The following is a 25,472-nucleotide window of genomic DNA, read 5'->3' on the forward strand; positions in this document are numbered from 1 at the left end:
GTCAATGGCGGCCGCGACCGGCCTGGTCCTGGCGGGCGGCGGTGCCCGCGCAGCCTATCAGGTCGGTGCGCTGTGCGCCATCGCTGACATTCTCGACCCCAACGGCAGGGCGGATTTCCCCCTGCCGTTCGGCATTCTTTGCGGCACTTCAGCCGGTGCCATCAATGCGGCGGCACTGGCCTGCGGTGCCAGCCATCCTCGCCTGGCGCTGCGACGACTGCGCCACCTGTGGGGCACACTCGATACTTCCCTGGTTTACCGTACCGATGCCTGGGGGCTGTCGCGCGGGGGCGGGCGCTGGCTGTCCATGCTGATGCTGGGCTGGCTGTGGTCGGCCATTCGCCAGCCGCAACCCAGATCTCTTCTCGACAATGCACCGCTGGAAAAGCTGCTGGAGGCCACGCTCGATTTCGGGCGGCTACCAGGGCACCTCGAATCCGGTGCGTTGTCGGCACTTGCGATCACGGCCTCCGGCTACGACAGCGGCGAGCATCTGACCTTCTATCAGGCCCGCTACGCGATCAAGCCGTGGCGGCGCACGCTGCGGCGTGCCGTGTCGGCCCGGATCGGCGTGCAGCACCTGATGGCTTCGAGCGCCATTCCCTTTGTGTTTCCTGCTCGTCCGCTGGAAACCGGGCAGGGGCGGGAGTGGTGTGGTGATGGTTCCATGCGGCAACTGGCACCGATCAGCCCGGCCATTCATCTGGGCGCGCAGCGGGTGCTGGTGATCGGTACTGCGTTCAGCGGCGGTGATACGCATCCCGAGCAGCGCGGCCAGGAGACGGGCCATCCATCACTGGCCCAGATCGGCGGGCAGGCCATGGCGACTGTTTTCCTGGACAGTATTTCGATGGACGTGGAGCGGTTGGAACGTCTCAACGCCATGCTGGCGCTGAGCCCGGAAGCGGGCCGGGCGCTCGACTTGCGGCCGGTGCGTGTGCTGGCGCTGGCACCGAGCCGGCGGCTCGATGACCTGGCCCTGACACACCTGGACAGCATGCCGCCGATGATGCGCATGTTCCTGCGGGCGCTGGGGGTATCGACCGAGCGCAATCGGCTCAGTGGGGGAACGTTGGTTTCTTACCTATTGTTCGAAGCGGCCTACACAAATCAATTGATCGAACTCGGATATACCGATACGATGCAGCGCATTGCAGAAGTCGAAGATTTTTTCCAGGAGAGCAGTATATGACGCAAGGCAAATCGGCTGCGCGGCACCTGCGTGATTTGCGAGAGGGCGGAGCCCTTACCATGGCAGTGTCCGAGGCCGGCCAACTGGCCGAGATGGCGTCCCAGGCCGAGATGGCACTGTTCGTGGCCGATTGTGATCGTGCCCGCAACCGTTCGGCGGTGCTCAGGGCGATCGCCAAGGCTGTGGATTATCCGTTGTTCTTCGGTGGTGATCTGGAAGCGCTGTACGATTGTCTGTGCGATACCGTCACCGAGCAGAAAACGGGTGTGGTGCTCTGGCTGAGCCACCTGCATTCAGCCGACCCGGCGCTGGAAGACGAGGTTGTCAATATCGAGGCCGTGTGCGCCGATGTGGCCGAGTTTGCCCGCGACAATGGCCGTGCCTTTGCCTACTACTTCGAACATGCCGGCCGTCATGCCGAGCCGGATACCCTGCCGGTCGCCGTATCGAGTCGCGACCAGTACGACGACGAAGAAGAGGAAGATATCGATTTCGACGACAGCCTTGATGAGGATGATGACGTCGAGGATGGCGAGGTCTCTGACAGCGATGATGACGATGAGGACGAGCGCTGAGAGGCGCGCGGATCGTCCATCACCCTGAGCCGGTCAGCATGCCGGTCCGTGTCAGGCCGGATCTTGCCTGACATGAATGCCCAGGCCCGTCTCTCCTGGAGCAAGATCGGTTCGCAAGGTCAGTTCCGGAATGTTGTAATCACCTGCGTTCTGTTTGCGAAAGGCAATCGGGGTGGTTGTCCCGAGGGTGTCCAGTCGCTGGCCCAGTTCTTTCCTGACCTGCTCGAAACCTGCGTCATCGATTTTGCCGGTGCGGTAGATCACATGGGGCGGGAGTACGTCGAATCCTGGATAGAACAGGATGCCGTGCTGGATCGGGAACAGGATGTCGTCCATCGCACCGTTGATGCCGCGTGGCGCATAGTGTGAGGCCCAGCCGCCGGCTGTGATCACCAGCATCGCACGCTTGCCGCTCAGCAGTCCTTCGCCGTAGCGATCCCCCCAGTGCGTGTCAGAGTGTTCGCCTACACCATAGGCGAAGCCGCAGGCATAGACCCGATCGATCCATCCTTTCAGGATGGCGGGCATCGAGAACCACCACAAGGGAAATTGCAGGATCACGGCATCTGCCCAGCGCAGCTTTTCCTGCTCATGGGTAATGTCGGCGCTTTGCATGCCGGTGTCGTAGGCCCGCTTGGAGTTGGCGGATGGATCGAAGTGCTCCCCTGCCCGGAAAGCCAGGTCGTCGCCGGTATCCAGTGTCGCTTTCCATTGCATGGCGTAGAGGTCGGAAACCTGTACGCCATGCCCTGAGTGTTGCAGGTGCTGCACAGTGAAATGGGCGAGCGAACCATTCAGTGAGTGAGGCTCGGGGTGCGCGTGGACAAGCAGGACATTCATGATTTCTGACTCCATCGGTAAGTCCATACACGATAGAGTGGTCTGAGATATATTAGAAATGAATTTCCAAGATTTCTGGTATTGCCATGAATAATGTCTTGAGGCAGCTTGATCTCAATCTTCTGGTCACATTGGACGCGTTGCTGGTTGAACACAATGTGACCCGTGCTGCCGCCCGGCTGAATCTGGCTCAGCCCACGGTCAGTGTGCAGCTCGCCCGTCTACGAGATTTTTTCGACGATCCTCTGTTGTTGCCGGGGCCGCGCGGGATGCGACCGACTGCACGGGCAGATGCGCTGCGTGAGCCGCTGCGGCAGGCTTTGGCCGTGTTGGCGCAGGCCGTTGCGCCTGTCGGTGCATTCGAGCCGGCGCAGTCCAGTCAGACCTGGCGTGTCGCCGCATTCGATTACGGGGAGTACACCGCCTTGTTGCCTGCTCTGGCAGGCCTGCACCAGCGTGCGCCCGCGACACGTCTTGCTGTGGTTCAGGCGGCTCCCACCCGGGTGGCAAAAAAGGCGGAGCAGGGTGATATCGATCTGGCCTTTCTGACCAATGCCGAAGCGCCGCCGGATTTGCGTCGCCGACCGTTGTTTACTGAAACATACGTACTGGTCGGGCGTGCCGGCCATCCGAGCCTGATATCCCCGCCAACTCTGGAGCAGTTCTGCGCGCTGGAGCATGTTGTCGTGTCGCCGGAAGGCGGTGGCTTCGAGGGGGAGACGGACAAGGCCCTGGCGGCGCGTGGTGTCGCACGTCGAGTCGTGCTGTCCGTGCCCCATTTTCTTTTTCTCAATGCGGTCTTGGCGAATACCGATCTGGTGGCGATGGTACCGTCGCGACTGGTCAGTGGCAACATGGCCTTGCAGGTGACGGTGCCGCCGGTGGCGATTCCTGGCTTCGAGATGCTGATGCTATGGCCTGAACGGGTGCATCGAGATCCTGCGCATCAGTGGCTGCGAGAGCATATTGCCAATTCGATCAATCGCGAGCGTGACAGTGTGCTCAGTCGTTCAGCCATCCCAGCAGGGCGGCCGTAGCGGCTACCAGCGCCAGCCCGGCGGTTTCAGTGCGCAGAACCCGGCTGCCGAGCCGGATGGCCTGTACGTCGTGCTGTTGTGCCTGTGTCTGTTCCTCAGGACTCCAGCCGCCTTCGGGGCCGATCAGGAACGCGATGTTCCGTGCCTGCCGGTTTGCGGGGATGCTGTGCGCGCTGTCTGTCTGTCTGGCTGGCTGGGCAGACAGTTCCAGCGCCTGTTTCAGCGTGTGGCCGGCTTCTGGCGTGCACATCAGACGCAGCGTGGTTTCAGTTGATGGCGTCATCTGGTTCGAGGTGCCGGGTGCCGGCGAGACGCCTTGCCGAGCAGCATTCGCCAGCCATTGCGCCAGTGTTACGGGCGCATCGATTTCGGGAATGCGATTGCGCCCACACTGCTCGCAGGCCGCCACGGCGATCTGACGCCAGTGGCGCAGCCGCTTTTCGAGGCGGTCGCCCTGCAGCTTGAGCACGCTGCGTTGTGCGGCTATGGGGCTGATGCGCTGGACGCCCAGCTCGACGGCCTTTTCGATGATCCAGTCCATTTTGTCGCCGGCCGGCAGTCCCTGAACCAGGGTCAGGCAGCCGGGAAGCTCCGCTTCACGCGGGTCGTGGGCACCGATCTCGGCGCGGCCGCGCTTGCCATCGATGCGCAGGTGCGCGGGATATTCGCCACCATGACCGTCGAACAGTGTGACGGGGCTGCCTTCAGGCAGGCGCAGCACGCGTATCGCGTGGTGGGCAACCTCGTCGGGCAGATCCAGGGTCTGGTGTGCGCAGAGCGCGGTCGTGCAGTGGAAACGGGGTGCGGACATGGGTGGGGTGACAGGGCGGACAAGGGGATGACCCTATTTTAGCCATGCCCATCGGGCTGCGCTTGAATGCTAAAATGCCCGGCATTTCCCACCGCTAGCGGCTGCGCCACTCTCATCCATGAGTATTTCCGATACATCCAACCATCGTCCCGCCAATGCCATCCGTGCCCTGGCGATGGATGCCGTGCAACAGGCCAACTCGGGCCACCCGGGTGCGCCCATGGGCATGGCCGATATGGCGCACGCGCTGTGGCATGACCATCTGCGGCACAATCCGGCTGATCCGGCCTGGCCCGGCCGTGACCGCTTCGTGCTGTCCAACGGGCATGGTTCGATGCTGATCTACGCCTTGCTGCACCTGACCGGCTACGACCTGTCAATCGATGACCTGCGTCAGTTCCGCCAGTTGCACTCGCGTACGCCCGGCCATCCCGAAGTCGGCATCACGCCAGGGGTCGAAACCACCACCGGGCCGCTGGGCCAGGGGCTGGGCAATGCGGTCGGCATGGCGCTGGCCGAAGCCCTGCTGGCGGCAGAATTCAATCGTGACGGCCATGCCGTGGTCGATCACCATACCTACGTGTTCCTGGGCGATGGCTGCCTGATGGAAGGCATTTCACATGAAGTCGCCTCGCTGGCCGGCACGCTGGGCCTGCACAAGCTGGTGGCACTGTACGATGACAACGGCATTTCCATCGATGGCAAGGTTGAGCACTGGTTTGCCGACGATACGGCGCGCCGTTTCGAAAGCTATGGCTGGCACGTCATCCGCGTGGCCGATGGCCACGATGCTGCAGCCGTATCTGCTGCAATTGCCGAGGCGCGTGCGCGTACCGCCGGCGGTCCCACGCTGATCGCCTGCCGCACCAATATCGGCCAGGGTTCGCCCAACATGGCGGGTACGGCCAAGGTGCATGGCGCACCGCTGGGTGCCGAAGAAATCGCCGCCACGCGTGCTGCGCTGGGCTGGAACCACGGCCCCTTCGAGATTCCCGAGGATGTCGCGGCATTCTGGAATGCGCGTGCGGCGGGTGCTCAGGCGCAGGCCGATTGGCAGCAGCGTTTCAATGCCTATGCCGCCGCCTATCCAGAACTGGCTGCCGAGTACCTGCGCCGCATGCGCGGCGACCTGCCGGGCGAGTTCCAGGCTGCCTGGCAGGCTTTCGTCGATGCCACGGTGGCCAAGGGTGAAACACTGGCCACGCGCAAGGCTTCGCAGCATGCCATCGCTGCACTGGCCGAACTGTTGCCGGAACTGCTGGGCGGCTCGGCTGACCTGACCGGCTCCAACTATACCGACTGGAAGGGCGTCGTACCGGTGCGTGCCGCGCAGCAGCCCGGCCAGCCGATTTCCTTTGGTCGTCACATCAACTACGGTGTGCGCGAGTTCGGCATGGCCGCCATCATGAATGGTATTGCCCTGCACGGTGGCTACCTGCCTTTTGGCGGTACGTTCCTGACGTTCTCTGATTACTCGCGCAACGCACTGCGCATGGCTGCGCTGATGAAGCAGCGCGTGGTGCATGTGTTTACCCATGATTCCATCGGTCTGGGCGAGGATGGCCCGACCCACCAGTCCATCGAGCATGCCGCCAGTCTGCGGCTGATCCCCAATCTCGACGTCTGGCGTCCGTGCGACACGGTCGAGACAGCTGCCGCCTGGGGCGCTGCCGTAAACCGTCCGGCCAGCCTCGGCATGACGGTGCATGCCGGCGGCCCCAGCGCGCTGCTGCTGTCGCGCCAGAACCTGCCGTTTGTGCCGCGCGATGCCGCGACTACGGCGGCGATTGCACGGGGTGGCTATGTGCTGAGCGAGGCCTCGAAGGGTGAGGTGCGTGCCGTGATCCTCGCGACCGGTTCCGAGGTGGCCCTGGCGCTTGAGGCGCAGCAGCGACTGCAGGCCGAAGGCGTGCCGGTGCGCGTGGTGTCGATGCCTTCGACCGATGTGTTCGACCGTCAGGACAAGGCCTGGCAGGTGTCGGTGCTGCCGGCCGGTGTGCCGCGCGTCGCGGTCGAGGCGGGCGTCACGGCCTTCTGGCACAAGTATGTTGGCCTGGAGGGGGCCGTGGTGGGCATCGACAGCTACGGCGAGTCGGCCCCTGCCGATGTCCTGTTCAAACATTTCAGCCTGACCACCGATGCGGTGGTCGAGGCGGTTCGCAAGGTTCTATAAGGAGTCTGTCGATGACGATTCGTGTCGCTATCAATGGTTATGGCCGCATTGGCCGCAATGTCGTGCGGGCCCTGTACGAAAACGGCAATCCCCACGATATCCAGATCGTGGCAATCAACGGCGGTCGCGGTGATGCAGCGGCCTATGCCCACCTGACCCAGTACGATACGGCGCATGGTCGTTTCCCGGGTAAGGTCGAGGCGACCGAGGATGCCATCATCGTCAATGGTGATCGCATCGCCGTGACGACGACCCGTGATCCCGCCACGCTCGACTGGGCTGCCCAGGGCATCGACGTGGTCATGGAGTGCACCGGTGCCTTCACCAGCAAGGAAAAGGCCAGCGTGCACCTGCAGGCTGGTGCCAAAAAGGTGCTGATTTCGGCACCGGGTGGCAAGGATGTGGATGCCACCGTGGTCTATGGTGTCAACCATGATGTGCTGCGCGCCAGCCATACCGTAGTGTCCAATGCTTCCTGCACGACCAACTGCCTGGCACCGCTGGTGGCACCGCTGCAGCGCGAGATCGGTCTGGTCAACGGCCTGATGACGACGGTGCATGCCTACACCAACGATCAGGTGCTGACCGACGTCTATCACAAGGATCTGCGTCGCGCCCGCGCCGCAGCCCACAACCTGATCCCGACCAAGACCGGCGCGGCCTCGGCCATCGGCCTGGTGCTGCCCGAGCTGCTCGGCAAGCTGGACGGCTATGCCATTCGCGTGCCGACCATCAATGTGTCGCTGGTCGATCTGTCGTTCGTGGCTGCGCGTGAAACGTCCGTGGAGGAAATCAACGCCATCCTCAAGTCGGCCTCCGAAGGCTGGCTCAAGGGTATCCTTGATTACAACGATGCGCCGCTGGTGTCGGGCGACTTCAACCACCATCCTGCATCCAGCGTGTTCGATTCCACGCTGACCAAGGTGTCGGGATCGCTGGTCAAGGTTTCGGCCTGGTATGACAACGAGTGGGGCTACAGCAGCCGCATGCTGGATACTGCTGCCGCCATGATGGCAGCAACCTGAGGGAGCGGGTCGGAACATGGTTCAAGTACTGACGCTGGCCGGTCTGGCCCAGTCGGGCGGGCTCAAGGACAAGCGCGTGTTTATCCGCGCCGACCTGAACGTGCCGTTCGATGCGCACGGTCACATCAGCGAAGATACCCGCATCCGCGCTTCGGTGCCCGGCATTCGCATGGCACTGGCCGCCGGTGCTGCGGTCATGGTCACGTCCCACCTGGGGCGTCCCAAAGAAGGTGAGCTGACCGATGCCGATTCGCTCGCCACGGTGGCGCAACGGCTGACCGAACTGCTGGGGCAGCCGGTCGATCTGGTGCAGGACTGGGTCCAGAAGGGTGTGCAGGTGGTGCCCGGACAGGTCGTGCTGCTGGAAAACTGCCGCGTCAACGCCGGCGAGAAAAAGAACGAAGAGGCGCTGGCACGTCGCATGGCCGAGCTGTGCGATGTGTACGTCAACGATGCCTTTGGTACGGCACATCGCGCCGAGGCCACCACGCACGGTATTGCCCGTTTCGCACCCGTGGCCTGCGCCGGCCCGTTGCTGGCTGCCGAGCTGGATGCGCTGTCGCAGGCGCTTGAGGCACCGCGCCAGCCGCTGGTGGCTATCGTGGGTGGCTCCAAGGTGTCAACCAAGCTGTCTATCCTTGATGCCCTGGCGCAGAAGGTGGGTCGCCTGATCGTGGGCGGCGGCATTGCCAATACCTTCCTGCTGGCGCAGGGATTTCGGATTGGTGCCTCGCTGGCCGAACCCGACCAGGTAGAGCAGGCGCGTGCCGTCATCGAGCGCATGCGCGCCCATGGTGCCGAAGTGCCGGTACCGACCGACGTGGTCTGCGCCAAGTCGTTCGGGGCGGATGCCGAAGCCGTGGTCAAGCGTGTCGAGGACGTGGCCGAGGATGACATGATCCTGGACATCGGGCCGGAAACCGCTGCTACCCTGGCGGAAATCCTGCGCCACGCCGGCACCATCGTCTGGAACGGTCCGGTGGGGGTGTTCGAACTGCCGCAGTTCGCCAACGGTACCGAACAGATTGCCCGAGCCATTGCCGATTCGGATGCCTTCTCGATCGCGGGGGGCGGAGATACGCTGGCGGCCATTGCCAAGTTCGGCATTGCCGATCAGGTCAGCTATATCTCGACCGGAGGGGGGGCTTTCCTGGAGTTCCTCGAAGGCAAGACGCTGCCGGCCGTGGCGGTGTTGCAGGAGCGGGCCGAAGATTGATCGCCGCATCCGGGCTCTGTCCCTGAGTCTGTAGTAAAAAATCAATGCCAGTTGGTGAGTGCCAACTGGCATTTTTTTGACATGTTGAAGGCGTCATGAAAGATTTGATTCATGCTCTCAGTCATGAACTGATAGTGGATGTGTTTGTGTCTGGATATATTGATTCCGCAAGTCCTGCGAGATTTCATCCCATGTATGAGCGTTTGTTTTTTGTTTTTGAGAAATGCACGTTTGAATTGTTTGTGAGCGATTCAGGGTGGATTGACGTTCGTGCGCTGGGGGATATAGAGGTATGGTTCGATATGGATGAAGATGATGCTTTTTCTTTGATGTCCGTATATAACCAGTTTTTCAAGACGGAGCAGGATGTGGTGGTTGTTTCGGTGAGCAGTCCGAGCGGTCCTTTTGAAACTTTGACAATCAAATACCGAGAAGGATTGGCTGAGCGGGATGTGTGCTTGAATCCGAATCATTTTTTCGGATTCTCTTTTTTGTGAGTCTGCCAGGAGGCGGATGGCCGAGGTGTTGAATGCCTGCTGGTGGGGTTCGGTATGGCAGCAGACAGCCGACTGTGAAAGTCGGTTTCCAGCAGTTGATCGACTTTTTTGATAGTCGAGACGGACTGCTGGGCATTGACATGCTTGCCTTCCAGAATGGCGCTGGCCTGATTGTGCAAGGCATACGCCAAATGTGCTGCAGCGCGAATAGCCGGATCGGATGTCCCGTCATTGCCAAGATGCTGGGCAAGTAACTGGCGTATTTCGTAAATAGCGAATGCCAGCACTTGCTCTTGTGTGATGGTGGTAGGCTGTGTATTCATCGCAGATTGGTTTTGGCGACCTCCAGCACTTCGTCACCGCGTCCGCTCAGCACGGCACGCAGCATGTACAGGCTGAAGCCCTTGGCCTGGGCCAGCGTGACCTTGGGCGGCAGCGCCAGTTCGTGCTTGTCGGTCACGACATCCAGCAGCGCCGGACCGGGATGTGCAAGGAAGGCGACCACGGCTTCGGGCAACGCTTCCGAATCGGTGACGCGGATCGCATGCAGGCCGGCACCGCGCGCGATGGCGGCATAGTCTGTATCGACGAAGTCCGTACCGGTTTCGGGAAAGCCGGCGGTCTTCATTTCCATGGCGACGAAGCCCAGCGAACTGTTGTTGTAGACCACGATTTTGATGGGCAGGTCGAGCTGGCGCGCGCTCAGCAGGTCGCCCAGCAACATGGACAGGCCGCCGTCGCCACACAGGGCAATGACCTGGCGGTCAGGCTGGGCCGCCTGTGCGCCCAGTGCCTGGGGCATGGCATTGGCCATGGAGCCGTGGTTGAAGGAGCCGTGCAGGCGTCGCTGGCCATTCATGGTCAGATAGCGGGCGGCCCACAGGGTCGGGGTGCCGACATCCGCGCTGAAGATGGCATTTTCTGCGGCAGCATGGTCAATAACCTTGGTCAGGTATTGTGGATGGATCGGACGGCCCTGGGGGGAGGGACGCGCCAGGGCATCCAGATCCTTGCGGGCCTCGGCATAATGCGCCAGCGCCTTTTCCAGAAAGCGTCGCTCGTCTTTGCGATGCAGGCGCGGCAGCAGTGCCGCCAGCGTGGGCCGAATGTCGCCGTTCAGGCCCAGGGTGAGGGGCGCGCGCTTGCCCAGGTTGCCGGGGTTGCGGTCGATCTGTGCGATCCTGGCCTTGGAGGGATAGAAATTGCGATAGGGAAAGTCGGTGCCCAGCAGCAGCAGGGTATCGCACGATTCCATGGCGTGATAGCCGGAGCTGAAGCCGATCAGACCGGTCATGCCGACACTGTTGGGGTTGTCGTACTCGATGTATTCCTTGCCCCGCAGGGCGTGCACGACCGGTGCGGCCAGCGTGTCGGCCAGCGCCACGACTTCGGCATGTGCGCCGGCGCAGCCGCTGCCGCACATGAGTGTGACGGCTGCCGATTCGTTGAGCAGGGCTGCCAGTCGGTCGAGTTCCGCATCGTCAGGTACCAGGCTGGCGGGTGCAACATCGTGCCATGGCTGTGGGGCGAACGGTGCTTCGCTCAGGGCAACGTCGCCTGGCAGCACGATCACGGCGACGCCACGCTGTCCGATGGCCGTGCGCATGGCCCGCTCCAGCACGCGCGGCAACTGGCTGGCATGGCTGACCAGTTCCACGTAATGGCTGCATTCCTTGAAGAGTTCCTGCGGATGGGTTTCCTGGAAGTAGCCCAGGCCGACTTCTGTCGATGGAATCTGCGCGGCAATTGCGAGCACGGGTACTTGGTTGCGATGGCAATCGTAAAGCCCGTTGATCAGATGCAGGTTGCCAGGCCCGCAACTGCCGGCACATACCGCCAGGCGGCCTGTTTCGGCGGCTTCGGCTCCGGCAGCAAAGGCCGCGACCTCTTCGTGGCGGGTGTGCATCCAGCGCAAATTGCCGAGACGACGCATGCTGTCGGACAGCCCGTTGAGGCTGTCGCCAGTGACGCCCCAGATACGTTCGACGCCCGCGGCGGCAAGGGTTTCGGCAAGGTAGTCTGCGATGGTGTTCGACATGGACGCTCCATTTCAGGGGGGATGCGGGCGCGATCAGGCTGCGCCCGGATGGGGAACTGCATGTTTTTTCATTATGGCGCAAAACACGGCACCCCTGTCTGCGGTTACGCTAGCGGCTGGACTCTGGATTCTGTAGAAAGGTGCCGTCATGCAAGTCAATTTTCTGCTGTTCCCTGCTGTAACCCTGCTTGATCTGACCGGACCGTACGAGGTCCTGGCCCGTGCGCCGGGTGTGCATGTCGATCTGGTGGCCGCGTCGATGGCACCGGTACGATCCGATCGGGGCCTGACCCTGCTGCCAACAGTCACGATGGCGCAGGCACGTTCCTGCGACCTGCTGGTCGTGCCAGGTGGGCCGGGGGCCGATGATGCCTTGCTGGATCCCCAGTGGGTTGAGTTCACGGCCCGTCAGGGCGCGCAGGCTCGCTATATTTTTGGTATCTGTACCGGTTCCCTGTTGCTGGGCGCTGCAGGGCTACTGCGCGGCAGGCGTGCTGCCAGTCACTGGCTGGCGCGGGAGCTGTTGGCCGAGTTCGGCGCGACCCCTGATGATTCCCGCCTGTGCGTGGATGGCAATGTCTTTACCTCGGGAGGGGTGACATCCGGTATCGACATGGCCATCCAGGTGATTGCCAGCCTGTTTGATGAGGATACCGCCCGGCAGATCCAGTTGCAGATCGAGTATGATCCTGCGCCGCCTTTCTCTGGTGGCACACCCGGCACGTCACCGGCGCATATCGTGCAGCGCTGCAGGGAGGCTGCCGGTGCGCGGCTGGCTATTCGGGCCGAGGCGGTTGCCCAGGCTGCGCGAGCGCTTCGGGAGCGTTCTTGAGTGCCGCGACGAGTGCTGCTCCAAGCGCTGTTGCTGATGCCGGATTTTGCCCCGTGATAAGACGCCCGTCGATGACCACCTTGTTTTCAAAGATCGGCGCTTCTTCGAACGTTGCGCCTGCATTTTTGAGGGCGGCTTCAAGTTCGAAAGGAACGATTTTGTCGTATTGGCGGGAGGCTTCCTCTTCTGCCGTGAAGGCAGTCAGTCTGCGCCCGTCTATGAGCAAGGAGCCATTGCTGAGTTGGACGTCGATCAGCCCTGCTGGCCCGTGGCATACGGCACTGACGATACCGTCATTTTCATAGATGGTGCGAACGATCCGGGCCAATTCGGGATTGTTGACGAAATCCCACATCGGGCCATGCCCGCCGATCAGCAGGATGGCATCGTAATCGGCAGGGTTCACATCAGCCAGCTTGAGTGTATTGCCCAGTTTGTTGCGATGTTCGGGATTCACCCAGATTTTCATGCTGACGGGATCTTTCAGATCAAAGCCGTCGAAGGGAGCGAAGCCGCCTTGCGGGCTGGCGACGTCATACGCTATGCCTGCTTCAGTCAAGACTTCAACGGGATGGGTCAGTTCCGGAAACCAGTATCCGCCCACCAGATTTTCGGTTTTTCTGTCCAGGCTCGACACGACGATCAATACCTTATCGGTGTCCCGATGGGGCTGCGCAGGCGCGGCTGAGACAGGCGGTGAGAGTGAGAGCACTGTACATGCAATGAGGAACAGGGACTTGGCAATCGACATGGCATTCTCCGGAACAAATGGTGTCCAGTCATTCTAGGGATGACGAGCGTCGGGAACAGCCCCCTGGCGCTGAATGAACTATTTAATTTTTTATCTTAATGCTGTTTGATTGAGGCGAAAATTTGTGGTTAAGTTGGTGTCTTGAGAGGGACTGGACACGATAGATTTTCCAGAGGCATGCAATGAGTACGAATCATCCGTTTGACGGTCTGTCCGAATTTCTGGCGCTTGCAAAGCGACTCAGTGTTCGTCAGGCAGCACACGATCTGGGTAAAACACCGGGGGCCGTCAGCCAGTCATTGCAGCGTCTGGAACAGCGGCTGGGCGTCTCCCTTTTCCAGCGCACGACGCGCAGAATGGCCCTGACGGAGGCTGGAGCTGAACTGCTGGCCAGAGTCGAGCCTGCGGCCCATGCCATCGTCAGTGGCCTGGAGGATGCTGCGCAGTCAGCCATGGAGCCTTCGGGCACGTTGCGGTTGCTGGTCGAGCGGCTTGCCTTGCCTCACGTCCTTGAGCCGGTGTTGCCTGTTTTCAGGCAGGCCTGGCCGAATCTGCGGCTGGACATCACGGTCAGCAATCGCCACGATGACTTCGTGAGCGAGGGCTATGATGCCGGCATTTCCATCGGCTCTTATATTGCACAGGACATGATCGCCGTCAGGATCGCGAAACCGTTCAACTGGGCTGTTTTCGGTTCGCCGGATTACTTCCGGCGCAAGGGGCGGCCGCGTGCTGTTGGCGACCTGGTGACGCACGAGTGCATTGTGTTCAGGCGACCGGAAAAAGGCGATATCTATCGCTGGGAGTTTCTTGAAAACGGGGTGGCTGTCCGGTTCGATCCTGCAGGTGCGATCACGGTCAATGATGGCGAGTTGATGCGTAGTCTGGCAGTCCTTGGGCAGGGCCTGATTTACTCCTCGACTTTTCATACGTCGCGTGAACTGGCGGCTGGCATGCTGGAACCTGCCTTGCTCGACTGCTCGCCAGGCCGTGACGGGCTTTTCCTGTATTTTCCCAAATCCGCCAGGAATCAGCCAAAGTTGCGGGCTTTCATCGAAATCTGTGCCCAGGTGCTGAATCGCTGAAGCACGGTTTGCCTGTGAGGCGGGTATGTCCTGGGTACGGATACCCGCCTCACAGGCAAGGGAGCCAAAGCGCGTCAGGCCACCTGGATATCGATCCTGCGCGGCTGGGCATCCGCCAGCTTGGGAATGCGCAGGCGCAGCACGCCATCGTTGAGGGCGGCCTGGATGCCGGCGCTGTCGAGTTCACGGCTCAGCGTGAAGCTGCGGCGGTAGCGCGGCACCTGCACTTCGGCCAGGACCGACGACAGATCGGCCGGCGCATCGACGGCGAGCTCGCCTTCGATGTGCAGCGCGTCACCTTCCACGCGCAGTGTCAGGCGGTCCTTGGGAACACCCGGCAGATCGGCCAGCAGGGTCAGACCACTGTCATCCTCATGGATGTCCACCTGCGGCACCAGCCAGGTTTCGCGGCCGGTGTCGGAGGCTTCGCGACGGGCGGAGGTATGTTTGTCAGTCATGTTCAGGCTCCCTGGATATCGATGCGACGGGGTTGGGCGGACTCACGCAGCAGTGCCGAAATCTGCAGCACGCCATGCTGATAGCGCGCGCTGACTCGGGCCGGGTCGATATTGTCCGGCAGGCTGATGGTGCGCCGGAATTTGCCGCTGGTGCGTTCCTGGGCATGCGTCGTGCGCTTTTCACCTTCTGCGGCAGGCAGACTGGTGTCACGCTCGCCGGAAATGGACAGCAGCCCCCGGTCGAGATTGACTTCTACTTTTTCCGGTGCCACGCCGGGCAGGAAGGCATAGATTTCGACGGCGCTGGCGGTGCGGCCGATATTGACTGACGGGAAGGTGCCCTGGGCTCCCGAACGGATGTCAGATCCCCTGCCTGCCAGCGCCTGGCTCAGGCTGCGGTGCAACCGATCCAGATCGCCAAAGAGTGCGTAGGGTGAACCTGCGGATGTGTGGAACATGCGATTCTCCGATGTGTTGACTGTGATGGTGCTGGCAGTCCAGCACCGCATGAACCGATAATGGGATCGCCGGGCAGGCTTTCAAGAGGGCAGATAATTTTTTCGCATTACGAAAAATCATGTCTTGATATCGGGTGCAAAGGCCCCATATGGATCCCATTCGACATACAGGCAGTTGACCAGGTGAAAGCACATGGAATTCAAGGACTATTATGAAATTCTGGGTGTCGCCCGAGATGCGTCCGCCGATGATATCCGCCGCGCCTATCGCAAGCTGGCGCGCAAATATCATCCCGATGTCAGCACCGAGGCCGATGCCGAAGCGCGCATGCGCGAGATCAACGAAGCCCATACCGTACTGAGCGACGCCGAAAAGCGGGCCGCCTATGATCAGCTTGGCGCAGGTTATGCCCAGGGCAGTGGTTTCAATCCGCCGCCGGGTTGGGAGCGCGGCTTCGAGTTTCGTGGCGGACAGGCAGGTCCTGGTGGTGCGCAGGGCGATTTCAGCGACTTTTTCTCGGCCTTTTTTGGTGGCATGGGTGGCTCAGGCATGGGCGGACATCCTCGCAGTGCCGGGGGCGGTTTTCGCACGCGTGGCGAGGATCGCCATACCGTGATCGAGATCGATCTGGATGATGCCTTGCAGGGTGCCCAGCGCGAGATCGGACTGCGCGCCATGCAGACCGATGCGCATGGACAGCCATCGATGCAGCAGCGTACGCTGTCGGTGCGTATTCCCGCCGGTGTGCACGAAGGCCAGCGGATCCGGCTGGCGGGGCAGGGCGATCCCGGACTGGGCGGCGGTCCGGCAGGGGATCTCTATCTTGAAATCAAGTTCCGGCCTCATGCCCGCTATCGCGTCGAGGGGCGTGACCTGACTATGACCGTGCCGATTGCACCCTGGGAGGCCGCGCTGGGGGCGGATATCGAGGTGCCGACGCCGGGCGGACGGGTGGAGGTCAAGGTGCCGGAAGGCACTGTCAGTGGACGTCGCCTGCGCCTGCGTGGGCGTGGCATTCCCGGCAAGCCGGCAGGCGACCTGTATCTCGAGTTGCAGGTGGTGGTGCCGCCAGCCGATACACCGCAAGCGAGGGCACTCTATGAACAGATGGCACGCGACCTGAAGTTCGATCCGCGCGCCAGGCTCTGACTGACGGCGGGCGGTGGTCTGTGTGGGGCATCGCGCAGTGCCCGATGCCTATGGGGCGGTCCGTAGCGGGCCGCCCTTGTCACATCAGCCCGTGATCTGGACGCCGATCCAGAAGAACAGGGCGGCCAGGCCGATCGAGATGGGCAGCGTCATGGCCCAGGCCAGCAGGATGCTGCGTATGGTGCCTGCGTGCAGGCCGCTCTTGTTGGCCACCATGGTGCCGGCCACGCCCGACGACAGCACGTGGGTAGTCGAGACGGGCAGGCTGAACACATTGGCCACCCCAATGGCGCAGGCCGCCGTGACCTGGGCGCTCATGCCCTGGGCATAGGTCATGCCCTGGCGACCGATTTTTTCACCCACGGTCAGTACCACGCGACGCCAGCCGATCATGGTGCCGGCACCCAGCGCGATGGCAATTGCCACGATAACCCACAGGGGGGCGTATTCGGTGGTGGCGGTCAGGTCGCTGCGCAGTCGGTTGAGATCGTTGCGCTCGGCGGTGGGCAGGCTGCTGTCCTGGCTGATTTTCTTGGCCGTGTCATCCAGACACAACAGGTAGCGGCGTACCCGGATACGCTCGTCCGGCGACAGTTCCGTATAGCTGGTTGCGCCATGCAGAGCCTGTTGCAGGGCTTCGAGCGTCTGCATGGTCTGGCTTGCTTCGCAGCGGAACTGCTGGGGCGTATCGGAATCTGCGTGAGTATGTTCCGGTTGCCCCAGATAGCCGTTGAGCAGTTCGCCATTGCGCAGGTAAAAGGTGCTGAGGTGCGCGGCGGCATCCTGTGTTCGCTGTATCTGGTACGGGGTGCTTTCGATATTCAGGACATAGTTGGCAGGCACGATGCCGATCAGTACCAGCATGACCAGGCCGATGCCTTTCTGGCCGTCATTGGAGCCATGCACGAAGCTCACCGCCATGGCCGAGAAGATCAGGGCGACCCGGTTCCAGAACGGCGGGTGTTTCTTGTTCTCGGTTTCGCGGCGCTGTTCGGGCGTCTTGTGCATCTTGGACAGCGGCAGGTAGCGACGCAGCAGCAGGAACAGCCCGCCGGCGGCCAGGAACCCCGCTATCGGCGACATGACCAGCGACAGCCCGATGTCCATGGCCTTGCCCCAGTTGACGCCACTGCCCAGCGGCAGGTCGGTCATCAATGCATTGGCCAGGCCCACGCCCAGGATGGAGCCGATCAGCGTGTGCGAGCTGGAGGCGGGCAGGCCGACATACCAGGTGGCCAGGTTCCAGATGATGGCAGCCGACAGCATGGCAAAGACCATTGCCAGCCCACGTCCGGTATCGACGTTGACCAACAGTTCGACGGGCAGCAGATGGACAATCGCGTAGGCGACGCCCACGCCGCCCAGCAGTACGCCGAGGAAATTGAAGATGCCGGATGCGACCACCGCCAGATAGGGGGGCATGGCCTTGGTGTAGATGACGGTGGCAACGGCGTTGGCCGTATCGTGGAAACCGTTGATGAATTCGAAGGCGAGCACGAAGGTCAGCGCCAGGACGAGACTGGCTGCGACCCAGGGATCCAGGCCGGTGAACAGATCGGGCATGGGAGATGTTGGCTGAATGAAGATGCGCGATTATTGCAGATAAATGACGTGTCCGTGACGAGAAAGATCAAATGCCGCCGATATGTAAAAACGGGGTTTCAAGGAGACGTATTGGCAGGCCGTCATTGTTTTGCATGGCCTGCGTATGGGGTTGACCACAAGGGCGCTGCTCCGGCGACTACTTCTGTTTGGTTATAAGCTAATAATTTTTGATTGTTTATTGTTATTTGGATGCTGGAATAGAATTTTCTCCCCTTTTGCGTCTTCCATTCCTGTTGTGAAAAAACACCATGCGATATGGCATGTCAGGTATGGATCGCCCGATTTTTATATTTCAAAAAATAATATAAGAATCGCTATAAATAATTTTATTAGATAAGAGGCTGGTTTTAGACTAACGCTTCCTTCTATGCAAATTACTGGAGTTTGACGAAATGGCAATCACCCGTCGTGAATGGTTGGCGATGTCCGGCGCCTTGATTGCGGCCCCTCTCTGGCCGCATCTTGTCATGGCCGAGGCAGTCACGGGCAATGCAGCAGCGCCGGTTCGCGGTGGTGTGCTGAATGTGCATCTGGGCTCCGAGCAGCGCATCCTGAATCCGTCCCTGCGCGCTTCGACCGGGGTCTATATCGTGACCAGCAAGATTATCGAGTCGCTGGTTGACCTGGATGCCGATGGCAAGGTCGTACCGCAACTGGCCACGTCCTGGGAGTCCAGCCCGGATGGCAAGACCGTGACGTTCAAGTTGCGCGAGGGCGTCAAATGGCATGACGGCAAGCCCTTTACCTCTGCCGACGTCCAGTACAACGCGCTGGAACTGTGGAAGAAGCACCTGAATTTCTCGACCGGCCTGCAGCAGAACCTGGAAGCGGTGGACACGCCGGACGATCACACGGCCGTATTCCGCTACTCCCGTCCGATCCCCGAGGATCTGCTGCTGCGTGCCCTGGCCGATCTGGGTTATGTGGTGCCGCGTCATGTCTACGAAGGCACCAACGTGCTCGAGAATCCGGCCAACACTGCGCCGATCGGCACCGGCCCGTTCCGTTTCGTCGAATACCAGCGCGGCCAGTACATCATTGCCGAGCGCAACCCTGACTACTGGCGCGAAGGCGAACCCTACCTCGACCGTATCGTCTGGCGCATCATCACCGACAAGTCGGCCGCCACGGCCGCGCTGGAAACCGGTCAGGTGCAGTTGAGCGCCTATTCGCAGCTGACGCTGGCCGATCTGGATCGTCTCAGCAGCAACCCGGACTTCGAAGTGACCAGCAAGGGTTCAGAGGCCAACCAGTTCTTCAATACGGTGGAGTTCAACTTCCGTCGCAAGGAAATTGCCGACGTTCGTGTGCGTCGCGCCATTGCCCATGCCATCGACGTGCCGTTCTTCATCGAGAACTTCCTCTATGGACAGGGCAAGCCGGCGACCGGCATCATTCCTTCCTCGTCGGCCAAGTTCTATCCGCCCAACAGCAAGCAACCCTATCCGTTCGATCGCGAGCGCGCCGAGGCGCTTCTGGACGAAGCCGGCTATCCTCGCGATGGCAAGGGGGAGCGTTTCACGTTGAAACTGGTGCAGATTCCCAATGGCGAGGATGTGCCGCTGTTTGCGACCTTCATCCAGCAGTCGCTGGCCGAAGTCGGCATCAAGGTCGAGATCGCCAACCACGATTATGCCGGTGCGTTGCATGCGGTCTATACCTCGTATGATTTCGATATCGCGACCGGCTGGAACCAGTATCGTGGCGATCCCCATGTTTCCACGACCGTCTGGGTACGTTCCGGCAGCCCGGCCGGTTCGCCCTGGACCAACCAGTACGGCTGGCAATCCGACAAGGTCGATCAACTGGTCGATGACGCGGCATCCGAGATCGATCCGGAAAAGCGGCGTGCGCTGTACGTGGAACTGGTCGAACAAGTGAACGAGGAGTTTCCGCTCTGGTTCGCCGTCGAGCGGGAGTTCTTCTCGGTCGTCAGCAAGAAGGTCGGCAACGACCATAATGTGGCACGCTGGCCTTCTAGCAGCTGGCATGACACCTGGATCGCAAAGTAAAGAAAGAAGTACGCCGACATGATGCATTTCCTTTCCCTGGTCGGGCGGCGGCTGGCTGCCGCCATCCCGGCCCTGCTGATTATCCTGGCCGGCCTGTTCCTGCTGTTGCAACTGGCACCCGGGGATACCGTGGATGCATTGGTCGCCCAGGTGGGCGGTGCCGATGCCACCATGATCGAGGAACTGCGTCGGCACTACCAGCTTGACCAGTCCACCACCACGCGGCTGGGAGATTACCTGTGGCGGCTGGTGCACCTGGACCTGGGTGAGTCCGCTATCTATGGCAAACCGGTGGCCGATGTCATTATCGAACGGCTGCCGGCAACCCTGTTGCTGATGGGTTCCGCACTGGCGCTGTCCTTTGCCTTCGGCATGGTGCTGGGCGTGATCGCAGCCCGGCGTGTCAACAAGTGGCAGGATACGCTGATCTCCACGCTGGGCCTGGTGTTCTACGCCACGCCTTCGTTCTGGTTCGGGTTGATGGGGATTTTCGTCTTTGCCGTCTATCTCAGCTGGCTGCCTGCCGGCGGTTTCGGCACGATCGGGGCCGGGCTGGAGGGCTGGGCGCTGGTACTCGATATTGCCTGGCACCTGGTACTACCGACGCTGACGCTGGCACTGATTTTCCTGGCGGTCTACCTGCGGATCATGCGGGCATCGATGCTGGAAGTCTCGACACTGGATTTCGTGCGTACGGCCCGCGCTAAGGGTCTGAGCGAGAACGCCGTGGTGGTGCGCCATGTCCTGCGCAATGCGATGTTGCCGATGGTGACGCTGATCGGACTGCAGGCCGGTACGATGCTGGGCGGTTCGGTGGTGGTCGAGAGCGTGTTCGCCTTGCCGGGCCTGGGCCGGCTGGCCTACGAATCGGTGATGCAGCGCGACCTGAACACCCTGCTGGGTGTGGTGTTCGTGTCTGCCATTCTGGTGATCGTCATCAATTTCGTGGTCGACCTGATTTACAGCCGGCTGGACCCCCGCATCAACACGGGACATTGAATCATGCAGTTCCTACGTAACTACCTGCGCAGTCCGGCTGCCGTCATCGGCCTGGTACTGCTGCTGGCGATTATCAGCCTGGCCCTGACGGCAGACATCTTCTTTCCCAAGAATCCGCTGGGCCTGGCAGGGCGGCCGCTGCAGTGGCCGTTCACCAATCCGGCCTTTCCGCTGGGTACGGACCATACCGGGCGTGATATTGCCGCGCAGATTTTTCATGGTGCCCGTGTCACGCTGCTGATCGGGCTGGTCGCCACCGTGCTGGCGATCGTGATCGGCATCGTGGTCGGGGCGATTTCCGGCTACTACGGTGGCGTGATCGACGATATCCTGATGCGGGTGACCGAGGCTTTCCAGATCCTGCCGAATTTTCTGCTGCTGCTGGTGCTGGTGGCGGTCTTCGGCTCACAGCTGGAGACGGTCATCATCGCCATCGGGGTGGTGTCCTGGCCGCCGGCTGCGCGGCTGACGCGGGCCGAATTCATGTCCTTTCGCAACCGCGAGTTCGTCCAGGCCGGGCGGACGCTGGGGCTGACGGATGGCGCGCTCATCTTCCGGGAAATCCTGCCCAATGCATTGCCGCCGGTGATCGTCTACGCCAGCGTCATCATGGCAGTGGCGATCCTGCTCGAGAGTGCCCTGGCGTTTCTCAACCTGTCCGATCCCAACGTGCCGTCCTGGGGCAACCTGATCGGGGGTGGCAGAGGGGTGCTGCGCGTGCAGTGGTACGTATCGGCCATTCCGGGCTTTGCCATCCTGCTGACCGTGCTGGCGGTATCGCTGGTGGGGCAGGGGCTCAATGACGCACTGAATCCCAGGTTGAAAAAGCGATGAGCACTTTACTTGCATTGCAATCGTTGCAGGTGGATCTGCCCGCCGGCGCGGACCGGCCCTATGCGCTGACCGATGTTTCGTTCGAACTGGCGCAGGGGCAGACCCTGTGCGTGGTCGGCGAGAGCGGGTCTGGCAAGTCGATGACCGCAGGCGCGATCATGGGCCTGTTGCCGCCTGAAGTACATGCCAGCCAGGGCCGCATCCTGTTCCAGGGTGAAGACCTGCTGGCTTTTGACGAGGCCCGCATGCGCACGGTGCGTGGGGCGCAGATCGGCATGATCTTCCAGGAGCCGATGACTGCGCTCAATCCCCTGCGCAGGATCGGCGACCAGATCGGCGAGATGTTCCGCACGCACACCCACCTGGGGCGCGCCGAAATCCGCAAGCGGGTACTGGATCTGCTGGCGGATGTGCATATTCCCGATCCCGAGCGGGCCGCACGTGCCTATCCCCATGAACTGTCGGGCGGACAGCGCCAGCGCGCCATGATTGCCATGGCCCTGGCCCTGGAGCCTAGCCTGCTGATTGCCGACGAGCCGACCACGGCACTGGACGTGACGACACAGGCGCAGATTCTGCACCTGATCCGCGAGATGCAGGCCCGCAAGGGTACAGCCGTGCTGTTTATTACGCACGATTTTGGCGTGGTGGCAGAGATTGCCGACCAGGTCGCCGTGATGCAGCAGGGGCATCTGGTGGAGTACGGTGCTGCCCAGCAGGTGCTGAACGCACCGGCTCATGCCTATACGCAGGCACTGATTGCGGCCGTGCCGCCGCTGGAGCCGCCGCCGGTGCGCGAGCACGGTGGCGAGCCCATCCTGGTGGCCTCCCATGTCAGCAAGACCTATCGCAGTGGTGGCCTGATCAAGAGCCGGCGTCGTTTGACGCATGCCGTCAATGACGTCAGCCTGACGCTGCCAAAGGGCGGCACCCTGGGTATCGTCGGTGAAAGCGGTTCGGGCAAATCGACCCTGGCCCGCTGCATTGTCCGGCTGCTCGATCCCGATAGCGGCGAAATCCGTTTCGAGGGCATGGACCTGGCAGCACTCAGTCGCAAGCAATTGCGCCAGCATGCCCGGCATGTGCAGATGGTGTTCCAGGATCCGTATGGTTCCCTGAATCCTCGCCGCAAGGTCGGCGATATCGTGGCACAGGGGCTGGTGGTGCATGGCACGCCGCGCGAGCAGGCCCTGGCCAGGGCACGGGAGCTTTTTGCGCTGGTCGGCCTCGATCCGGAAGCGACGCACCGGTTTCCGCACGAGTTTTCTGGAGGGCAGCGCCAGCGTATCGGCCTGGCCCGTGCACTGGCGCTGGAGCCGCGTATCCTGGTGGCAGACGAACCGGTTTCGGCACTCGATGTGTCCGTGCAGGCCCAGGTGCTGGACCTGCTGGCCAGCCTGCGCGAGCGGCTGGGGCTGTCGTTGCTGTTCATCACGCATGACCTGCGGGTCGCAGCCCAGATATGCGATCAGGTGGCCGTCATGAAAAACGGCGTGGTCGTCGAGCATGGCCCGGCGGCTGCAGTATTCTCCAATCCTCAGCATGAATACACGCGTGCGTTGCTGGACGCCGTTCCCGGTCGTCACTGGCAGCCGCCACGTGTTGCTGCGGCGGATGTGTCGCAGGTTGCCTGAGGCGACTTGTCTGCAGTTTCAAAATTCGAACCAGGAGGGCGTATGTCGCTCAAATTTCCGCTTATCGACCATGTGCTGGTCAATGTCAACGACCAACTGGACGAGGCTGCCCGTCAATATGCGCGGCTTGGCTTTACCCTGACGCCGCGTGGCCATCACTCGCTGGGGTCCAGCAACCACCTGGCGATCTTCGAGAACGATTACCTCGAACTGCTGGGCTACGAGCCGCAGAATGCCGGCCGCGTTGCCGGTGTGTGGGGTACGCAGCAAGGGCTGGCCGGACTGATTTTCAAGACCGATGACGCCGATGCGCTGGTGGCCCCGTTGCAGGCGCGCGGTGTCGGTCTGATGAGCGAGGCACCGCAGGCATTTCACCGTCCGGTCGAACTGACCGACGGCACGTTGCGCGATGCGCGTTTTCGCACGCTGCACCTGGACCTGGCGACGACGCCCAGCGGCCGCATTTTCTTCTGCCAGCACCTGGATCCGGATCTGGTCTGGCATGCGCCCTGGCAGCAGCATGCCAATGGTGTCTATGCCGTCAAGCGGGTCGTGATTGCCTCGCAGGACCCGCAGGCAGCCAGTGCCGTGCTGGCCAGGGTTTTCGAGACCTCGGAACTGGAGCCGATCGAAGGTGGCCTGCGTCTCAGGACCGGGCAGGCCAGCGTCGAGTTTCTGACGCTGGCGCGTGCACGCGCCATTTTTGGCACTGAGATCGAACTGGGACCGGATGGTGCCGATCGCAAGGTTGGGCTGGAATTGCAGACCCGCTCGCTGCAGGACGCCGCCCGCGTGCTGGAAACCAATGGCGTGCCTTTCGAGCGCCAGTCTGACGGCATCCTGGTGCCTGCTTCGCAGGCTTCCGGCGTGGCGCTGCTGCTGGTGGAGTGATCACATGACCTTGCCCTGGCAGCAGCCCGTCAGTGACTCCTACTGGCAAGCAAGTGATGTGGCGACATCCGTGTTTCCTGTGCTGCAGGATACGGTATCGGCCGATGTCGTCGTCATCGGTGCCGGTTATGCCGGCCTGTCGACCGCCCTGCACCTGGCCCGCGAGGGCCGCTCGGTCGTGGTGCTGGAGGCAGGCGATATCGGGCATGGTGGGGCCGGGCGCAACAATGGCATGGTGATTCCGGCGCTGACCCGCGCCTTCCCTGACGATCTGCGTCGCCATTATGGCGATGTACGCGGCGAACGCATGGCCCGTTTCGTGGCCGGCTCGGCCGCATTCACCTTCGACCTGATCCGCGAACTGGGGATCGAGTGCGAGGCGGTGCAGCAAGGCTGGATTCAGCCTGCCCATTCGCCGGGGCGTGCACGTCAGGCTGTCCAGCGCGCCCGGCAGTGGCAGGCGCTGGGGGCCAGCGTCAGTGAGCTGGATGCTGCTGGCGTACAGGCGCTGAGCGGTGCCACGGAATATTTTGGTGGCTGGATCGCGCACGACGGGGGGCATGTCCATCCCCTGAAACTGGTGCGCGGACTGGCTGCGGCTGCCCAGGCGGCAGGTGCGCAGATCTACGTGCAGTCTGCCGCGCTCAAGGTCGAGGCAGCCCTGCCCGGCTGGCAGGTGCGTACGGCCAAGGGAGCCGTGCAGGCGCAACGGGTGGTGGTGACGACGGATGCCTATGCCGATGGCCTGTTTCCCGCCTTGCAGCATTCAGTCGTGCCGGTGCAGTTCTACCAGTTGGCGACTTCGGTATTGCCCGAGTCGGTGCGTGCCCAGGTCCTGCCAGGGCAGGTGGCCATTTCCGACACGCGAGGGGACATGCATTTTGCACGGCCGACCGTGGATGGGCGGCTGGTGTCTGGGGGCGTGCTGGCTGTACCCGCGGCATGGCGACCGCGCCTGGAGTCGCGCATCCGTGCACGTCTGGCGCGCGTGTTTCCACATCTGGGGCTGGACTGGCGCTTTGAGCATGGTTGGTTCGGCCACGTTGGCATCACGCTGGATTTCCTGCCGCATCTGCATGAACTGGCCCCCGGTGTCGTGGCCCTGACCGGCTTCAATGGCCGGGGTGTGGCATTGGCCGTAGCAGCCGGCAAAATGCTGGCAGAGGCGGCGCAGGGCCGCAGCAGCGACGACCTTGACATTCCTCGCACGCAGCCCAAGGCCATTCCACTGCATGGCGTGGTCAGGAAAGTGGCGACGCTGGAATTGTTGCGCTATCGCTGGCGTGATCGCAAGGAAGTGTGATCGACGTGGCGCGATCTGTCGGGAGAGACTATACGGTGCCCGACAGATCCAGCTTG

General features: G+C 62.0%; 23 protein-coding genes and 1 pseudogene. 16 read left to right on the forward strand and 8 right to left on the reverse strand.

Features of this window, described 5'->3' with window-relative positions:
- Positions 1-4: 4 nt before the first annotated feature.
- Together DD235_RS00420 and DD235_RS16930 are read left to right on the forward strand one after the other, a co-directional pair.
- Positions 5-1,192: a patatin-like phospholipase family protein gene (locus tag DD235_RS00420; RefSeq protein ID WP_109060104.1), complete on the forward strand. Its 1,188-nt coding sequence runs from the start codon at positions 5-7 to the stop codon at positions 1,190-1,192.
- Positions 1,189-1,620 (forward strand): annotated as a pseudogene (locus DD235_RS16930) (barstar family protein); the annotation flags it as partial. The gene DD235_RS00420 and the pseudogene DD235_RS16930, both read left to right, overlap by 4 nt.
- Before the next feature lie 198 nt (positions 1,621-1,818).
- Here DD235_RS16930 and DD235_RS00430 read toward each other — a convergent pair.
- On the reverse strand, positions 1,819-2,607 hold the full coding sequence (locus DD235_RS00430; protein WP_193519531.1) for an NAD(P)H-dependent oxidoreductase: 789 nt from the start codon (positions 2,605-2,607) through the stop codon (positions 1,819-1,821).
- 86 nt (positions 2,608-2,693) lie between these two features.
- Here DD235_RS00430 and DD235_RS00435 point away from each other — a divergent pair, with 86 nt between their 5' ends.
- Positions 2,694-3,644 (forward strand): LysR family transcriptional regulator, encoded by a 951-nt coding sequence (locus DD235_RS00435; protein ID WP_109060106.1) that lies wholly within the window; start codon positions 2,694-2,696, stop codon positions 3,642-3,644.
- Here the strand turns inward: DD235_RS00435 and DD235_RS00440 are convergent.
- Positions 3,610-4,455, reverse strand: a complete 846-nt coding sequence (locus DD235_RS00440; protein ID WP_109060107.1) for a 16S rRNA (uracil(1498)-N(3))-methyltransferase — start codon at positions 4,453-4,455, stop codon at positions 3,610-3,612. The genes DD235_RS00435 and DD235_RS00440 overlap by 35 nt on opposite strands.
- 118 nt (positions 4,456-4,573) lie before the next feature.
- On the opposite strand from DD235_RS00440, the gene tkt reads away from it, so the two are divergent.
- From tkt to DD235_RS00460, 4 genes are all read left to right on the forward strand, one after another.
- Entirely contained in the window at positions 4,574-6,628 is a 2,055-nt protein-coding gene (gene tkt / locus DD235_RS00445; protein ID WP_109060108.1) for a transketolase, read from the forward strand.
- 11 nt (positions 6,629-6,639) lie between these two features.
- Positions 6,640-7,653, forward strand: a complete 1,014-nt coding sequence (gene gap, locus DD235_RS00450; protein WP_109060109.1) for a type I glyceraldehyde-3-phosphate dehydrogenase — start codon at positions 6,640-6,642, stop codon at positions 7,651-7,653.
- Between the two features lie 16 nt (positions 7,654-7,669).
- Entirely contained in the window at positions 7,670-8,869 is a 1,200-nt protein-coding gene (locus DD235_RS00455) for a phosphoglycerate kinase (protein ID WP_109060110.1), read from the forward strand.
- A 95-nt stretch (positions 8,870-8,964) separates the two neighbouring features.
- The gene (locus DD235_RS00460; RefSeq protein WP_109060111.1) at positions 8,965-9,366 is read left to right on the forward strand and encodes a hypothetical protein; all 402 of its coding nucleotides are present in this window, start codon (positions 8,965-8,967) and stop codon (positions 9,364-9,366) included.
- On the opposite strand, the gene DD235_RS00465 is transcribed toward DD235_RS00460, so the two are convergent.
- Positions 9,339-9,689, reverse strand: coding sequence for a hypothetical protein (locus DD235_RS00465; RefSeq protein WP_204524156.1), 351 nt, complete (start codon positions 9,687-9,689; stop codon positions 9,339-9,341). The two genes, DD235_RS00460 and DD235_RS00465, sit on opposite strands and share 28 nt — an antisense overlap.
- Positions 9,686-11,404, reverse strand: a complete 1,719-nt coding sequence (poxB, locus tag DD235_RS00470) for a ubiquinone-dependent pyruvate dehydrogenase (protein WP_109060112.1) — start codon at positions 11,402-11,404, stop codon at positions 9,686-9,688. Before poxB ends, DD235_RS00465 begins: the two co-directional genes overlap by 4 nt.
- Before the next feature lie 148 nt (positions 11,405-11,552).
- Here poxB and DD235_RS00475 point away from each other — a divergent pair, with 148 nt between their 5' ends.
- On the forward strand, positions 11,553-12,236 hold the full coding sequence (locus tag DD235_RS00475) for a DJ-1/PfpI family protein (RefSeq protein WP_109060113.1): 684 nt from the start codon (positions 11,553-11,555) through the stop codon (positions 12,234-12,236).
- On the opposite strand, the gene DD235_RS00480 is transcribed toward DD235_RS00475, so the two are convergent.
- Positions 12,181-12,987, reverse strand: coding sequence for a type 1 glutamine amidotransferase domain-containing protein (locus DD235_RS00480; protein ID WP_109060114.1), 807 nt, complete (start codon positions 12,985-12,987; stop codon positions 12,181-12,183). The genes DD235_RS00475 and DD235_RS00480 overlap by 56 nt on opposite strands.
- Positions 12,988-13,169: 182 nt before the next feature.
- On the opposite strand from DD235_RS00480, the gene DD235_RS00485 reads away from it, so the two are divergent.
- On the forward strand, positions 13,170-14,072 hold the full coding sequence (locus DD235_RS00485) for a LysR family transcriptional regulator (RefSeq protein ID WP_109060115.1): 903 nt from the start codon (positions 13,170-13,172) through the stop codon (positions 14,070-14,072).
- A gap of 74 nt (positions 14,073-14,146) precedes the next feature.
- Here the strand turns inward: DD235_RS00485 and DD235_RS00490 are convergent, their stop codons facing one another.
- Both DD235_RS00490 and DD235_RS00495 read right to left on the reverse strand, forming a co-directional pair.
- Positions 14,147-14,530 (reverse strand): Hsp20/alpha crystallin family protein, encoded by a 384-nt coding sequence (locus DD235_RS00490; protein WP_109060116.1) that lies wholly within the window; start codon positions 14,528-14,530, stop codon positions 14,147-14,149.
- 2 nt (positions 14,531-14,532) lie between these two features.
- Positions 14,533-14,988, reverse strand: coding sequence for an Hsp20/alpha crystallin family protein (locus DD235_RS00495; RefSeq protein ID WP_109060939.1), 456 nt, complete (start codon positions 14,986-14,988; stop codon positions 14,533-14,535).
- Between the two features lie 193 nt (positions 14,989-15,181).
- On the opposite strand from DD235_RS00495, the gene DD235_RS00500 reads away from it, so the two are divergent.
- Positions 15,182-16,138 carry a DnaJ C-terminal domain-containing protein gene (locus tag DD235_RS00500; RefSeq protein ID WP_109060117.1) on the forward strand — a complete coding sequence of 319 codons (957 nt, stop codon included), beginning with the start codon at positions 15,182-15,184 and terminating at the stop codon, positions 16,136-16,138.
- A gap of 84 nt (positions 16,139-16,222) precedes the next feature.
- Here DD235_RS00500 and DD235_RS00505 read toward each other — a convergent pair whose 3' ends face one another.
- A complete protein-coding gene (locus DD235_RS00505; RefSeq protein WP_109060118.1) occupies positions 16,223-17,701 on the reverse strand; it encodes an inorganic phosphate transporter in 1,479 nt (492 codons plus the stop codon).
- Positions 17,702-18,135: 434 nt separating this feature from the next.
- On the opposite strand from DD235_RS00505, the gene DD235_RS00510 reads away from it, so the two are divergent.
- From DD235_RS00510 to DD235_RS00535, 6 genes are read left to right on the forward strand one after another with little or no spacing between them, the layout of a single operon-like run.
- The gene (locus DD235_RS00510) at positions 18,136-19,755 is read left to right on the forward strand and encodes an ABC transporter substrate-binding protein (RefSeq protein WP_109060119.1); all 1,620 of its coding nucleotides are present in this window, start codon (positions 18,136-18,138) and stop codon (positions 19,753-19,755) included.
- A 21-nt stretch (positions 19,756-19,776) separates the two neighbouring features.
- Positions 19,777-20,754, forward strand: coding sequence for an ABC transporter permease (locus tag DD235_RS00515; protein WP_109060940.1), 978 nt, complete (start codon positions 19,777-19,779; stop codon positions 20,752-20,754).
- A 3-nt stretch (positions 20,755-20,757) separates the two neighbouring features.
- The gene (locus DD235_RS00520; protein WP_109060120.1) at positions 20,758-21,588 is read left to right on the forward strand and encodes an ABC transporter permease; all 831 of its coding nucleotides are present in this window, start codon (positions 20,758-20,760) and stop codon (positions 21,586-21,588) included.
- On the forward strand, positions 21,585-23,222 hold the full coding sequence (locus tag DD235_RS00525) for an ABC transporter ATP-binding protein (RefSeq protein WP_109060121.1): 1,638 nt from the start codon (positions 21,585-21,587) through the stop codon (positions 23,220-23,222). The genes DD235_RS00520 and DD235_RS00525 overlap by 4 nt, the downstream gene beginning before the upstream one ends.
- A gap of 42 nt (positions 23,223-23,264) precedes the next feature.
- Positions 23,265-24,113, forward strand: a complete 849-nt coding sequence (locus DD235_RS00530) for a VOC family protein (RefSeq protein WP_109060122.1) — start codon at positions 23,265-23,267, stop codon at positions 24,111-24,113.
- Between the two features lie 4 nt (positions 24,114-24,117).
- Positions 24,118-25,416 (forward strand): NAD(P)/FAD-dependent oxidoreductase, encoded by a 1,299-nt coding sequence (locus DD235_RS00535; protein ID WP_162300377.1) that lies wholly within the window; start codon positions 24,118-24,120, stop codon positions 25,414-25,416.
- The last annotated feature ends 56 nt before the right edge of the window (positions 25,417-25,472 follow it).

Source organism: Corticimicrobacter populi, assembly GCF_003123725.1.
Lineage (GTDB): Bacteria > Pseudomonadota > Gammaproteobacteria > Burkholderiales > Burkholderiaceae_B > Corticimicrobacter > Corticimicrobacter populi.

Coding starts and splice junctions, on each gene's coding strand:
- DD235_RS00455 (WP_109060110.1), top strand. CDS start 7,670: ATGGTTCAAGTACTGACGCTGGCCGGTCTGGCCCAGTCGGGCGGGCTC.
- tkt (WP_109060108.1), top strand. CDS start 4,574: ATGAGTATTTCCGATACATCCAACCATCGTCCCGCCAATGCCATCCGT.
- DD235_RS00485 (WP_109060115.1), top strand. CDS start 13,170: ATGAGTACGAATCATCCGTTTGACGGTCTGTCCGAATTTCTGGCGCTT.
- gap (WP_109060109.1), top strand. CDS start 6,640: ATGACGATTCGTGTCGCTATCAATGGTTATGGCCGCATTGGCCGCAAT.
- DD235_RS00505 (WP_109060118.1), bottom strand. CDS start 17,701: ATGCCCGATCTGTTCACCGGCCTGGATCCCTGGGTCGCAGCCAGTCTC.
- DD235_RS00525 (WP_109060121.1), top strand. CDS start 21,585: ATGAGCACTTTACTTGCATTGCAATCGTTGCAGGTGGATCTGCCCGCC.
- DD235_RS00520 (WP_109060120.1), top strand. CDS start 20,758: ATGCAGTTCCTACGTAACTACCTGCGCAGTCCGGCTGCCGTCATCGGC.
- poxB (WP_109060112.1), bottom strand. CDS start 11,404: ATGTCGAACACCATCGCAGACTACCTTGCCGAAACCCTTGCCGCCGCG.
- DD235_RS00500 (WP_109060117.1), top strand. CDS start 15,182: ATGGAATTCAAGGACTATTATGAAATTCTGGGTGTCGCCCGAGATGCG.
- DD235_RS00480 (WP_109060114.1), bottom strand. CDS start 12,987: ATGTCGATTGCCAAGTCCCTGTTCCTCATTGCATGTACAGTGCTCTCA.
- DD235_RS00430 (WP_193519531.1), bottom strand. CDS start 2,607: ATGAATGTCCTGCTTGTCCACGCGCACCCCGAGCCTCACTCACTGAAT.
- DD235_RS00495 (WP_109060939.1), bottom strand. CDS start 14,988: ATGTTCCACACATCCGCAGGTTCACCCTACGCACTCTTTGGCGATCTG.
- DD235_RS00530 (WP_109060122.1), top strand. CDS start 23,265: ATGTCGCTCAAATTTCCGCTTATCGACCATGTGCTGGTCAATGTCAAC.
- DD235_RS00515 (WP_109060940.1), top strand. CDS start 19,777: ATGCATTTCCTTTCCCTGGTCGGGCGGCGGCTGGCTGCCGCCATCCCG.
- DD235_RS00420 (WP_109060104.1), top strand. CDS start 5: ATGGCGGCCGCGACCGGCCTGGTCCTGGCGGGCGGCGGTGCCCGCGCA.
- DD235_RS00475 (WP_109060113.1), top strand. CDS start 11,553: ATGCAAGTCAATTTTCTGCTGTTCCCTGCTGTAACCCTGCTTGATCTG.
- DD235_RS00460 (WP_109060111.1), top strand. CDS start 8,965: ATGAAAGATTTGATTCATGCTCTCAGTCATGAACTGATAGTGGATGTG.
- DD235_RS00510 (WP_109060119.1), top strand. CDS start 18,136: ATGGCAATCACCCGTCGTGAATGGTTGGCGATGTCCGGCGCCTTGATT.
- DD235_RS00465 (WP_204524156.1), bottom strand. CDS start 9,689: ATGAATACACAGCCTACCACCATCACACAAGAGCAAGTGCTGGCATTC.
- DD235_RS00535 (WP_162300377.1), top strand. CDS start 24,118: ATGACCTTGCCCTGGCAGCAGCCCGTCAGTGACTCCTACTGGCAAGCA.
- DD235_RS00435 (WP_109060106.1), top strand. CDS start 2,694: ATGAATAATGTCTTGAGGCAGCTTGATCTCAATCTTCTGGTCACATTG.
- DD235_RS00440 (WP_109060107.1), bottom strand. CDS start 4,455: ATGTCCGCACCCCGTTTCCACTGCACGACCGCGCTCTGCGCACACCAG.
- DD235_RS00490 (WP_109060116.1), bottom strand. CDS start 14,530: ATGACTGACAAACATACCTCCGCCCGTCGCGAAGCCTCCGACACCGGC.